At 69.9% G+C, this 12,437-nt stretch carries 9 protein-coding genes and 2 tRNA genes; 1 reads left to right on the top strand and 10 read right to left on the bottom strand.

Annotated features, from left to right (window positions below; all coding sequences use genetic code 11):
- Positions 1–31: 31 nt before the first annotated feature.
- The 7 genes from ACXYMW_RS03190 to ACXYMW_RS03160 all read right to left on the bottom strand — a co-directional run bounded on the left by ACXYMW_RS03190 (position 32) and on the right by ACXYMW_RS03160 (position 6,830).
- Positions 32–880 (bottom strand): class I SAM-dependent methyltransferase, encoded by an 849-nt coding sequence (locus ACXYMW_RS03190; protein WP_459033845.1) that lies wholly within the window; start codon positions 878–880, stop codon positions 32–34.
- Positions 877–1,743 (bottom strand): glutathione-dependent disulfide-bond oxidoreductase, encoded by an 867-nt coding sequence (yghU, locus tag ACXYMW_RS03185; protein ID WP_459033844.1) that lies wholly within the window; start codon positions 1,741–1,743, stop codon positions 877–879. The genes ACXYMW_RS03190 and yghU overlap by 4 nt, the downstream gene beginning before the upstream one ends.
- 104 nt (positions 1,744–1,847) lie before the next feature.
- The gene (locus tag ACXYMW_RS03180) at positions 1,848–2,780 is read right to left on the bottom strand and encodes a VOC family protein (RefSeq protein WP_459033843.1); all 933 of its coding nucleotides are present in this window, start codon (positions 2,778–2,780) and stop codon (positions 1,848–1,850) included.
- A 192-nt stretch (positions 2,781–2,972) separates the two neighbouring features.
- Complete coding sequence (gene phbB, locus ACXYMW_RS03175) at positions 2,973–3,695, bottom strand: acetoacetyl-CoA reductase (protein WP_459033842.1); 723 nt, start codon at positions 3,693–3,695, stop codon at positions 2,973–2,975.
- An 81-nt stretch (positions 3,696–3,776) separates the two neighbouring features.
- A complete protein-coding gene (locus tag ACXYMW_RS03170; RefSeq protein WP_459033841.1) occupies positions 3,777–4,616 on the bottom strand; it encodes a patatin-like phospholipase family protein in 840 nt (279 codons plus the stop codon).
- A 74-nt stretch (positions 4,617–4,690) separates the two neighbouring features.
- Entirely contained in the window at positions 4,691–5,866 is a 1,176-nt protein-coding gene (locus ACXYMW_RS03165; RefSeq protein WP_459033964.1) for an acetyl-CoA C-acetyltransferase, read from the bottom strand.
- A gap of 148 nt (positions 5,867–6,014) precedes the next feature.
- Positions 6,015–6,830 (bottom strand): EAL domain-containing protein, encoded by an 816-nt coding sequence (locus tag ACXYMW_RS03160; RefSeq protein ID WP_459033840.1) that lies wholly within the window; start codon positions 6,828–6,830, stop codon positions 6,015–6,017.
- A 250-nt stretch (positions 6,831–7,080) separates the two neighbouring features.
- On the opposite strand from ACXYMW_RS03160, the gene rpsD reads away from it, so the two are divergent.
- On the top strand, positions 7,081–7,701 hold the full coding sequence (gene rpsD / locus ACXYMW_RS03155) for a 30S ribosomal protein S4 (RefSeq protein WP_459033839.1): 621 nt from the start codon (positions 7,081–7,083) through the stop codon (positions 7,699–7,701).
- A 324-nt stretch (positions 7,702–8,025) separates the two neighbouring features.
- On the opposite strand, the gene ACXYMW_RS03150 is transcribed toward rpsD, so the two are convergent.
- The 3 genes from ACXYMW_RS03150 to ACXYMW_RS03140 form a co-directional block, all read right to left on the bottom strand.
- Positions 8,026–8,100, bottom strand: a tRNA-Gly gene (locus tag ACXYMW_RS03150).
- A gap of 32 nt (positions 8,101–8,132) precedes the next feature.
- Positions 8,133–8,207, bottom strand: a tRNA-Gly gene (locus tag ACXYMW_RS03145).
- Between the two features lie 756 nt (positions 8,208–8,963).
- Positions 8,964–12,413: a pyruvate carboxylase gene (locus ACXYMW_RS03140; protein WP_459033838.1), complete on the bottom strand. Its 3,450-nt coding sequence runs from the start codon at positions 12,411–12,413 to the stop codon at positions 8,964–8,966.
- Positions 12,414–12,437: the final 24 nt, after the last annotated feature.

The following is a 12,437-nucleotide window of genomic DNA, read 5'->3' as shown; positions in this document are numbered from 1 at the left end:
CGTCTGCCGGCCCCGGCCAGGTCTCGCCTGGTCAGGCGCCGGCGGTGTAGAGCATCACCCGCGCCGGCAGGTGCAGCCCCTCGGCGTCGAGGTAGCGCGCCCAGCGGTCGCGCATGTCGGCCAGGATGGCGTCGCGGTCGGCCTCGGTGCCGTTCTCTTCGCGCAGCATTGCGGCGATCGGGCCGATCTGCGGCAGGAAGCGCTGCGCCGCCTCCCAGCCGCCGGGATGGTGCAGCGTGACCTCGGCGGCGCGCGCCTCGGGCGACGCGAAGCCCGCCGCGTCGAGCAGCGGCAGCACCCGGTCGGGATCGCGCAGCGCCATCGGGCCCGGCGCATCCGGGTCGCCCGGTGCGCCGGGCCCGAGCCGCGCCACCGCGGCGGCCTTGGTGTCGCGGAACCACGGATTGGCCTCCGGCCCGGCCCAGGTCGCAAAGACCGCCCGGCCGCCCGGCGCCAGCGTCCGGCGCAGGTTGGCAAAGGCCGCGGCGAAATCGTCGAAGAACATCACCCCGAAGCGCGACAGCAGCCGGTCGAAGCCGGCCTCGGGCAGGGCATGGGTCTGGGCGTCGCCGGTCTCGAACCGCAGCGCGTCCAGATCCGTGTCGACGGCCACCTGCCGGGCCAGGTCGAGCAGCGGCTCGGACAGGTCGAGCCCGAGCGCCGCGCCGCCCGGGCCGGCGGCGTGGCGTGCCGTGTGCGTCCGCGCGCCGGTGCCGCAGCCGATGTCGAGGATGCGCGCCCCGGACAGCGGCGCCGCGGCCTCGAGGATCAGCTCGCTGACCCCGCCATGCAGGGTCTCCAGATCATCGTTGAGCGTCACCCAGCGGCGGCCGGGATCGCCGTTCCAGAACGCGGCCTGCGCCTCGTTGCGGGCGCTCATCCGTCCGCCGGCTCGGCGATCTTGTCCTGCGTCCGGGTTTCGAAATCCTCTGCCGAATGGCGCTCGTGGAGCTGCGTCTTGGGCTCGCCGAAGGTGCGGTTGACCATGCGGCCGCGCTTCACCGCGGGGCGGGCGTCGATCTCGCCGGCCCAGCGCCGGACATTCTCGTAGCTTTCCACGTCGAGGAATTCCGCCGCGCTGTAGAGCCGCCCGAGCGCCAGCTGGCCGTACCAGGAGAAGTTGGCGATGTCGGCAATGGTGTAATGCTTCCCGGCAAGGAACTGGCGGTCGGCCAGCAGCCGGTCGAGCACGTCGAGCTGGCGCTTCACCTCCATGGCGTAGCGGTTGATCGGGTATTCCATGAACTCCGGCGCATAGGCGTAGAAATGCCCGAACCCGCCGCCCAGATAGGGCGCCGAGCCCATCTGCCAGAACAGCCAGGACAGCATCTCGGCGCGGTCCGCCGGGGCGCCCAGGAAGGCATCGAACTTCTCCGCCAGGTGCAGCAGGATGGCGCCGGATTCGAACACCCGGACCGGGGCCGCGCCGGACTTGTCGAGCAGCGCCGGGATCTTCGAGTTGGGATTGATCTCGACGAAGCCGGAGGCGAACTGGTCGCCCTCGCCAATGCGGATCAGCCAGGCATCGTATTCGGCGCCGGTATGCCCCGCCTCCAGCAGTTCCTCGAACATCACGGTCGCCTTGACGCCGTTCGGCGTGCCCATGGAATAGAGCTGGAAGGGGTGCTCGCCCTGCGGCATCTCCTTGTCGTGGGTGGCGCCGGCGATCGGGCGGTTGGTCTTGGCGAACTGTCCGCCATTCTCGGCGTCCCAGGTCCAGACTTTCGGGGGCGTGTAGGCCATCAGGGTCTCCGTTGGCATCTGCGGTTTCCGGGCAAGCTAACGCGTCGGGCGGGGAGTGCCAGCCGCTTGCGGGCCGAACTCCGGGCGCGGCGCGCGCCCGGGCGTCAATCGTGGATCGGCTGCAGGTAGCGCGATTCGAGCACCGGGCGCAGATGCGCGTGCTGCGCCGGCAGCTTCAGGGCCTCGCCGAGATGGGCCGGATCCTCGTCGCGGGCAAAGCCGGGCTCGTCGGTGGCGATCTCGAAGAGCACGCCGCCCGGGCTGCGGAAATAGATCGCCCAGAAATAGTCCCGGTCGATCTGCGGCGTGACCTGGCAGCCGGTCTCCGACAGCGCCTGCCGCACCGCGGCCTGCCGCGTCCGGTCCGGCACCGAGAAGGCCAGGTGATGCACCGAGCCGGCGCCTTGGACGGCCGGGGCGGCGTCGGTCAGGGTCAGGTCGACGATGTCGGCGGGGTTGCCGCCCGCCACCCGGAACCGGGTCGTGGCGCCGTCCTGCCCGGCCTCCTCGTAGCCCATGAAGCGCAGCAGCTCGGCGGTGCCGGCGGTCTCCGACAGCGCCAGCTCGGCGCCGCGGAAGCCGCGGATCGCCGCCTCCGCCGGCACCTCGGCGCCGGTCCAGCCCGGCCGGTCGTCGCCCGGCGCCTCGACCAGCGCCAGGCCCTCGCCGTCGGGACCGGCGAAGCGCAGGACGCTCTCGCCGAAGCGGCTGTCCTCGGCGAGCCCCTCGGCGCCGAAGCTCTCGAGGCGTCGGCGCCAATAGGGCAGGGCGCCCTCGGGAACGGCGAAGAGCGTGGTCGCGACCTCGCCGCTGCCGCGGCTGCCGCGCTTGGCATGCCGGAAGGGGAAATGCGTCATCACGGTGCCCGGCTGCCCGGTCTCGTCGCCGTAATAGAGGTGGTAGATCTCGGGGGCGTCGAAATTCACCGTCTTCTTGACCCGGCGCAGACCGAGCACCCGGGTGAAGAAGGCGTTGTTGGCCTGGGCGTCGGAGGCCAGGGCGGTGACGTGGTGCAGGCCGCGGATGTCGGTGAGCATGGCGATCCTCCTGTCTCCCAGCGGATATAGGGCGTGCCGGGATGCAGGAATACCGCCACCTCCGCATTTCGCCGGTGCGCCTGCGCACGAATCGCGCCGAGGCGCCCGGGCGCGGCGCCCCCCGAGGCGCCGGATGCGAAACGGCCCCCGGCGCGCTGCCGGGGGCCGTATCTCGCGCCGGTGGCGTCGCGGTCAGACGAAGAACTGGCCGCCATTGGCCGAGATCGTCGACCCGTTGATGAAGGACGCATCGTCGGAGGCCAGGAAGGCCACGCAGCGGGCGATCTCCTCGGGCTCGCCGAGCCGGCCGGCGGGGATCTGCGCGATGATCGAGTCGCGCACCTTCTCGGGCACCGCCATGACCATCTCGGTGGCGATGTAGCCCGGGCAGATGGCGTTGGCGGTGATGCCCTTGGAGGCGCCTTCCTGGGCGAGGCTCTTCACGATGCCGAGGTCGCCGGCCTTGGTGGCGGCGTAGTTGACCTGGGCGAACTGGCCCTTCTGGCCGTTGATCGAGGAGATCACGATGATCCGGCCGAAGCCGCGCTCGCGCATGCTCGGCCAGACCGGGTGGATGGTGTTGAAGACGCCGGTGAGGTTGGTGTCGATGACCTCCTTCCACTGCTCCGGCTTCATCTTGTGGAACGGAGCGTCGCGGGTGATGCCGGCATTGGCCACCACGATGTCGATCGGGCCGAGATCGGCCTCGACCTGTTCGATCCCGGCTTTCGAGCTCTCGTAATCGGCCACGTTCCACTTGTAGGTCTTGATGCCGGTCTCGTCGGTGAAGGCGCGGGCCTTCTCGTCGTTGCCGGCATAGGTTGCGGCGACCTGGTATCCGGCCTCTTTCAGGGCCTTGGAGATCGCTTCGCCGATGCCGCGGCTGCCGCCGGTGACCAGTGCTACGCGTGCCATTCTGTCGTTCCTCCGCTTTGAATTCTAAAAAAGTTACATATGCTTGGCGCTTTCGCGCAATAATATTTCAACGATGTGAAATCAGGTTTCCCCGGCTGCGTCAAGCCACCGTCTCGCGTCGCGCTCGCCCTGCGCCCAGGTCGCGCGCAGCTTCTCAGGAGCGGTGAAGTCGATCTTGTCGGCCGGAGTCTCCGCCGACGGCGCGATGTAGTGGCGGCCGGCGACATCCGGCAGGCGCTTGTAGTCGCGGGTGAGCAGGATCATCGTCTCGCCCGCATCGGGCTGCGGCAGCGGCGCCTGGTCGGCCATGCCGCCATCGACCACCCGGCGATCCTCCCAGAGCGGCGGCTCGAAGACCGGCGGGATCACCGCCGCGGCGCAGATCAGCTCCACCAGCCGGCCCTCGCGCGCCGCCTGGTTGGCATCGACCAGCTGCGAGGTTAGGCCCATCTTCTCGGCCCAGTTGAAATGCGGCGAGTTGACGGTGTGCAGCTCGGCCTCGTAGGCCGCCGCCATCGCCATCCCGGTCATCGTCGGCAGCGGCGTCTCGGGCGGGTGGGCGAGCAGGATCTGGAAGCCCGGCCCGTCCGCGACCCGCGCCTCGGCCTCGGCGTCGATGACCCGGGTGACGACGTCGCAATAGAGCTTCTGATGCGGCGTGATGCCGTCCTCGTCCGGGTTCAGCAGGTCGAGATTGCTGTCCTGCTTCTCGAAGGCCGCGCACATCTCCTCGAGCAGGCGCCGCTCGGTCCCCGACAGGAACGCGGCGCCGGCCAGCGCGCCCCCGGAAACGCCGGTGACGCGCTCGGGCCGGCAGGGCCGCGCGGCGCAGAGCGTGGTCATGAACCCGCCCTGCCAGAAGCAGCGCAGGCCACCGCCGGAAAAGACGATCTGCGGGGGATTGTCGGGAAGCTGCGCCATCGGTGCCGGGCGCCGGGCGGCCGGCCGCGACTCCCCGACGGGACTCCGCGCAGCCGGGCGCCCGGGCAGGGTCCTTACGGGCGCTCGATGCAGAGCGCCACGCCCATGCCGCCGCCGATGCAGAGCGTGGCGAGGCCCTTCTTGGCGTCGCGGCGCTTCATCTCGAAGAGCAGGGTGTTGAGCACCCGCGCCCCCGACGCGCCGATCGGGTGGCCGATGGCGATGGCGCCGCCATTGACGTTCACCTTCTCCGGATCCCAGCCCATGTCCTTGTTGACCGCGCAGGCCTGCGCCGCGAAGGCCTCGTTGGCCTCCACGAGGTCCAGATCCTCGGGCTTCCAGCCGGCCTTCTCCAGCGCCTTGCGCGAGGCATGGATCGGGCCCACGCCCATGATCGCCGGGTCGAGCCCCGCGGTGGCGTAGGAGACGATGCGCGCCAGCGGCTCGATGCCGCGCTTCTCGGCATTCTCGGCCGACATCAGCAGCACGCCGGCGGCGCCGTCATTGATCCCCGAGGCGTTGCCCGCGGTGACCGAGCCGTCCTTGGCGAAGGCCGGGCGCAGCTTCTGCATGTTGTCGATGGTGGCGCCGTGGCGGATGTACTCGTCCTTGTCGACGACAATGTCGCCCTTGCGGGTCTTGACGGTGAAGGCGATCACCTCGTCGTCGAACCGGCCGGCCTTCTGGGCAGCTTCCGCCTTGTTCTGGCTGGCCAGCGCGAACTGGTCCTGCTGCTCGCGGCTGATCTGCCACTTCTCGGCGACGTTCTCGGCGGTCTGGCCCATGTGGTAACCGTTGAAGGCATCCCAGAGCCCGTCGCGGATCATCGTGTCGATGTATTTCACGTCGCCCATCTTGTGGCCGGCGCGCAGATGCGCGGCATGCGGGGAGAGCGACATGTTCTCCTGGCCGCCGGCGCAGATGATGTCGGCATCGCCGAGCATGATGTGCTGGGCGCCGAGCGCCACGGCGCGCAGGCCCGAGCCGCAGACCTGGTTGATCGACCAGGCGGCGGATTCCTGCGGCAGGCCGGCATTGATATGCGCCTGGCGCGCCGGGTTCTGGCCCTGGGCCGCGGTCAGGACCTGGCCGAGGATGGTTTCGGAGACCTCCGACTTGTCGATGCCGGCGCGCGCCACCAGCGCCTCGAGCACCGCCGAGCCGAGGTCGTGGGCCGGGGTGTTGGCGAAGGCGCCGTTGAAGCTGCCGACCGCGGTCCGGGCCGCCGAGGCGATCACGATGTTGGTCATGGTGTGGTCTCCACTGTTGTCCTGCGTCACGAACGCCGCGGGCCGCCGGGGGCGTCCGCACGCTTGGACAGAAGACGTAGAGGAAAGCCGGAACCTGGGCAACACGGGCGGTGTCACAGCCCGCCCGGGCCGGCCCGGGCCCGCCCGGTCAGGCAGGGTCGTCGGGCGCGAGCCAGGGCGGTCGCAGGGTGGGGGCGCCAAAGGCAAAGCCCTGCAGGCAGTCGAGCCCGATCGCCGTCAGGAGCGGCGCGTCCTCGGCGCGCTCGACCTGCTCGGCCACGGTGAGCATGTCGAATTCGCGGGCCATGGCGCAGAAGGCCCGCAGCGCCACCTGGTTGTCGGGATCGCCGGCCAGGTCCTGGACGTAGCCGCCGTCGATCTTCACCAGGTCGAAGGGAAACCGCTTGAGGAACCGGAATCGCGTCGCCCCGGCGCCGAAATTGTCGAGCGCGAAGGCGAGGCCGGCGCGCTGGCCGTCGCGCATGAAGGCCAGCGTCAGTTCCGGCACCAGCATCGAAGAGGCTTCGGTGATCTCGAGGATCAGCCGCTTCCCGAGGCTGCCGTCGCGGCGCAGTCCCTGATCGAGCAGGTTGCGCCAGGCCGGGTAGCCGATGGAGCGCGCCGAGAGGTTCACCGCGAGCCGCAGGCCGGGATGCCGCATCAGGTGGGCGAGGCAGGTCTCGAGCGCCAGGCAGTCGAGCCGCCGCCCGGTCTCGCGATCCTCGATCGCCGCCATGAACTCGCCGGCGGGGATGATTCGCCCGGTGGCGTCGAGCACCCGGGCCAGGCCCTCGTGATAGACCGGGGCGGGGGCGGCGCCGGCCCGCAGCACCGGCTGGAATGCCATCCTGACCTGACGGTGGCGCACCGCCTCCTCGACCCGGGCGATGAGGCTGCGGTCGCGCCCCGCCAGGGCCCGGGCGAGCGGCGTCACGCTGCGGTCGGTGTCGCGGTCGAAGGTCATGGCATGCTCCGGCCCGGGGGCGGGCTTCGCGGCCAGCCTGCCCGCGGCCGGTTTAAGGCCGGGTTTACCGCCGTCCCGGGCGCCGGGCCCGTTGACATGGCCGCCGCCGCGGCTATAAGCGCGCCTTCATTGGTGTTGGTGGCCCCCGCAAGGGGATGCCTGTCAGGGTTCCGGCCCAGAGGACAACGCCCTTCGCAGGCGGCGGGTTCGACCACCGGACCGGCCGCGTCCACATGAAGGAGATCAGACGGTGACCAAACGCACCTCTGCCAAGTACAAGCTCGACCGCCGCATGGGCGAGAACATCTGGGGCCGCGCGAAATCCCCGGTCAACCGCCGCGAATACGGCCCCGGCCAGCACGGCCAGCGCCGCAAGGGCAAGCTCAGCGACTTCGGCATCCAGCTGCGCGCCAAGCAGAAGCTCAAGGGCTATTACGGCGACATGACCGAGAAGCAGTTCCGCCGCATCTTCGCCGAGGCCGAGCGCCGCCGCGGCGACACCGGCGAGATCCTGATCGGCCTGCTCGAGCGCCGTCTCGACGCCGTGGTCTACCGCGCCAAGTTCGTGCCGACCGTCTTCGCTGCGCGCCAGTTCGTCAACCACGGCCACGTCCTAGTCAACGGCCGCCGCGTCAACATCCCGTCCTACCGGGTCAAGGAAGGCGACGTCGTCGAGGTCCGCGAGAAGTCCAAGCAGCTCGTCTCGGTGCTCGAGGCCATCCAGAGCCCGGAGCGCGACGTGCCCGACTATCTCGAGGTCGACCATTCCAAGATGACCGCGACCTTCACCCGCCAGCCCGGCCTGTCCGACGTGCCGTACCCGGTCGTCATGGAGCCGAACCTGGTCATCGAATTCTACGCCCAGAACTGATCCCTTCAGGATCGGTCCTCGGGCCACCGAACACAGCGAGCCGCGCCTCCCCGGGAGGCGCGGTTTTTTCGTCTCAGGGGATGGGCGGATGCGGAGCACCGGCCGTCGCCACGCCGGCGCGTCCCGGGGCGCGCTCAGAGGCGCCGGGACCCGCCCTGCGGGCCCGCAGCCGCGGGCAGGGGAGGCAGGCCGGGAGATGGTCCCCGAAGGCGGCCTCAAGCGGGTTCGCGGCCGGCAGGGGACGCGACGGCGCGCGGCGGCTGCCGGGCATTGCGCCGCGCCTGCGTCGCGCCGCGGCGCCGATGTCATCGTGGTGGAGAAGTTTGGAGCGGGCGATGAGATTCGAACTCACGACCCTTACCTTGGCAAGGTAATGCTCTACCCCTGAGCTACGCCCGCATCCGTTTGGCCTCTCCGGCCTGGGGTCCCAATGGAGCGGGCGATGAGATTCGAACTCACGACCCTTACCTTGGCAAGGTAATGCTCTACCCCTGAGCTACGCCCGCGTTCCTTGGGTATGGGGGCGTTTAAAGTCTCCCGCCGGGGCCTGCAAGCGGAAATTTCGCCCCCTTGGGCAGAGAGTTTCAGGCCCCCGCGCGGGGGGTGGGTGAAGAGCCTTGGGCCGGTTCCGAGCCCCGGCGCGGAGCCAAGGCCGCAGGCCGCCGCGCATCGCCGGGCCGTCCCGGGCGCGGCGATCCGGTGGGGCTGGGCGCCGCGCTCCGAGGTCGTCCGCGCGTGGTCGAGATAAAGCGCGCCGCGCGCAGCGCGAATCGCCGCGCCACGGCCCGACGCTGCGCGGCTCCGCCCTCTGGGTAAGTGCCGGGCGGGGACCGCCACCCGGACGGCGCGTCGCCATTGGCCAATTGGAGGGGGCACTCTCGGAACGCCGCAGGTCACCTACGATCCATCGCTACAATCGCCTGCGCGGGATCAAGGCAGCAGGCCGCCGCGCATCGCCGGGCCGCCCCCCGGCCCGGCGATCTGGTGGGGCTGGGCGCACAGCTTCGAACTACTTCGGATGTGGCGTGGATGAAACGCGGGATTCCGCGGTCAGGACCGCCGCGCCGCGGCCCCTCAATGCGCGGCTCCGCGCCCGGCGGGCAGGGCGGGGCGCCCGAAGCGCGCCGGCATCCCGGCGTCCCCGCGTGCACGACCGCACCGGCGTTTCCAGCCCGCCGCCGAACCGCACGCCACCGCGCAAACGAAAACCGCCCCCGGCCGGCGGGCCAGGGGGCGGTCGCGATAACCCGCTGAGACAGCCGTCAGGCGCTCTCGAACTCCACCAGCAGGTCCTTGGCGTCGATCTGGCCGCCGGGCTGGACATGCACCGCCTTCACCTTGGCGTCGCGGTCGGCGTAGAGCCCGGTCTCCATCTTCATCGCCTCGATCACCAGGAGCAGGTCGCCCTCCTTGACCGCTTTGCCGGCCTCGACCGCGACCTGGGAGACCACGCCCGGCATCGGCGCGCCGACATGATCGGCATTGCCGGCCTCGGCCTTGGCCCGCACCGCCTTGCCGCCCGAGGCCTTGCGGTCGGGCACCCGCACCGTGCGGGGCTGGCCGTTGAGCTCGAAGAACACCCGCACCTCGCCGTCATCCTGGGTGTCGCCGACGGTGACGAGGCGGATCTCCAGCGTCTTGCCGGGGTCGATCTCGGCGGTGATCTCCTCGCCGGGCGCCATGCCGTAGAAGAAGGTCCGGGTCGGCAGAGTGCGGACCGGGCCGTAAATTTCGTGCCGCGCGATGTAGTCGGTGAAGACCTTGGGATACATCAGGTAGCCGTTGAGATCCTCGTCGTCGAACTCGACATCCTCGAACTTCGCCGCCAGCTCGGCCCGCTTCTCCTCCAGATCGACCGGCGCGAGGTGCTTGCCGGGCCGGTCGGTGAGCGGCGCCTCGCCCTTCAGCACCTTCTGCTGGATGCCGGTGGGGAAGCCGCCCGGCGGCTGGCCGAGATTGCCCTTCATCATGTCGATGACCGAATCGGGGAAGGAGATGTCGCGGGAGGGATCCTCGACCTCGGCGCGGCTCAGGCCCTGGGAGACCATCATCAGCGCCATGTCGCCCACCACCTTGGAGGACGGCGTCACCTTCACGATGTCGCCAAACATCTGGTTGACGTCGGCATAGGTGCGCGCGACCTCGGGCCAGCGCTCCTCGAGCCCCATGGAGCGCGCCTGGGCGCGCAGATTGGTGAACTGCCCGCCCGGCATTTCGTGCAGGTAGACCTCGGAGGCCGGCGATTGCATGGCGCTCTCGAAGGCCGCGTAATGCATCCGCACCTGTTCCCAGTAATTCGAGATCTCGCGGATTTTCGCGATGTCGAGCCCGGTCTCGCGGTCGGTGAAGCGCAGCGCCTCGACGATCGAGCCCAGGGTCGGCTGCGAGGTATTGCCCGACAGCGCATCCATCGCCGCGTCGACGGCGTCGACCCCGGCCTCGGCGGCGGCCATGATCGAGGCGATGGCGGCGCCCGACGTGTCATGGGTGTGGAAGTGGACCGGCAGGCCGACCTCCTCCTTCAGCGCCCGGATCAGCGGCCCGGCGGCGGCGGGCTTCAGGAGCCCCGCCATGTCCTTCAGGCCGAGCACATGGGCGCCGGCGGCCTTCAGCTCCTTGCCCATGTCGACATAGTATTTGAGGTTGTACTTGGCCCGGTCGGGATCGTTGATGTCGCCGGTATAGCAGACCGTGCCCTCGCAGACCTTGCCGGTCTCGAGCACCGCGTCCATGGCGACGCGCATGTTCTCCACCCAGTTCAGCGAATCGAAGACCCGGAAGACGTCGACGCCCGACGCCGCGGCGCGCTTGACGAAGGCCTCGACGACGTTGTCGGGATAATTGGTGTAGCCCACGCCGTTGGAGGCGCGCAGCAGCATCTGCGTCATGATGTTGGGCATCTTGGCGCGGATGTCGCGCAGGCGTTGCCAGGGGCATTCCTGCAGGAAGCGGTAGGCCACGTCGAAGGTCGCGCCGCCCCAGCACTCGACCGAGAACAGGCCGGGCAGGTTCTGGGCATAGGCCGGCGCCACCCGGATCATGTCGATCGAGCGCATCCGCGTCGCCAGGAGCGACTGGTGGCCGTCGCGCATCGTGGTGTCGGTGATCAGCACCCGCTTCTCGGCCGCCATCCAGTCGGCCACCGCCTGCGGCCCCTTCTCGTCGAGCAGCGTGCGGGTGCCCGGCGGCGGGGCCTCGAGCGGCACCACCGGCGCCTTCGGCGTCCGCGCCTCGGCCGGCGGGCGCTGCCGCCCCTCGGTCTCGGGATGGCCGTTGACGGTGATGTCGGCGATGTAGGTCAGCACCTTGGTGCCGCGGTCCTGGCGCGGCTTGAAGTCGAAGAGCTCGGGCGTCGTGTCGATGAACTTGGTGGTGTAGCGGTTCGACAGGAAGGTCTCGTGCTTCAAGAGGTTCTGCACGAAGTCGATGTTGGTGCTGACGCCGCGGATGCGGAATTCGCGCAGCGCCCGGTCCATCCGCGCGATCGCCTTCTCCGGCGTCGGCGCCCAAGCGGTGACCTTGGTCAGCAGCGAATCGTAGAACCGGGTGATCACGCCGCCGGCATAGGCGGTGCCGCCATCGAGCCGGATGCCCATGCCGGTGGCCGAGCGGTAGGCGGTGATGCGGCCGTAATCGGGGATGAAGTTGTTGGTCGGATCCTCGGTGGTGATCCGGGTCTGCAGGGCGTGGCCGTTGAGGCTGACCTCGGCCTGGCTGGCCTTGCCGGTGGCCTCCTCGAGGCTTTTGCCCTCGGCGATCAGGATCTGCGCCTGGACGATGTCGATGCCGGTCACCTCCTCGGTGACGGTGTGCTCGACCTGGACCCGCGGATTGACCTCGATGAAGTAGAATTCCTCGGAATCCATATCCATCAGGAACTCGACGGTGCCGGCGCATTCGTAGTTCACATGGGCGCAGATGCGGCGGCCGAGATCGCAGAGCCGCTCGCGCTGCTCGGCGCTGAGATAGGGCGCCGGGGCGCGCTCCACGACCTTCTGGTTGCGCCGCTGGACCGAGCAGTCGCGCTCGTAGAGGTGGTAGATCTGGCCCATCTTGTCGCCGAGGATCTGCACCTCGACATGGCGGGCGCGCTCGATCATCTTCTCGAGATAGCCCTCGCCGTTGCCGAAGGCCGCCTCGGCCTCGCGCCGGCCCTCGCGGACCTTCTCCTCGAGCTCCTTCTCGGCGAGGATCGGCCGCATGCCGCGGCCGCCGCCGCCCCAGGAGGCCTTGAGCATCAGCGGGTAGCCGATCTCGGCGGCCTCGCGGCGGATCGCCTCCATGTCGTCGCCCAGCACCTCGGTGGCGGGGATCACCGGCACCCCGGCCTCGATCGCCACGCGCCGGGCGCTGGCCTTGTCGCCGAGCGCGCGCATGGTCTCGGCGCGGGGGCCGATGAAGGTGATGCCGGCCTTGTCGCAGGCATCGACGAATTCCGGGTTCTCCGACAGCAGGCCGTAGCCGGGATGGATGGCGTCGGCGCCCGAGGACTTGGCCACCCGGATGATCTCGGGGATCGACAGGTAGGCCTGGACCGGGCCCAGCCCCTCGCCGATGCGGTAGGCCTCGTCGGCCTTGAAGCGGTGCAGCCCCAGCTTGTCCTCTTCCGCGAAGACCGCGACGGTGCGCTTGCCCATCTCGTTGGCAGCGCGCATGACACGGATGGCGATCTCGCCGCGGTTGGCGATCAGAATCTTCTGAAAATCGGGCATGGTGGGCAATGTCCTGCAACGTTC

The organism is Roseivivax sp. CAU 1761 (assembly GCF_054482755.1).
This window is presented reverse-complemented; position numbering and strand designations above follow the sequence as displayed.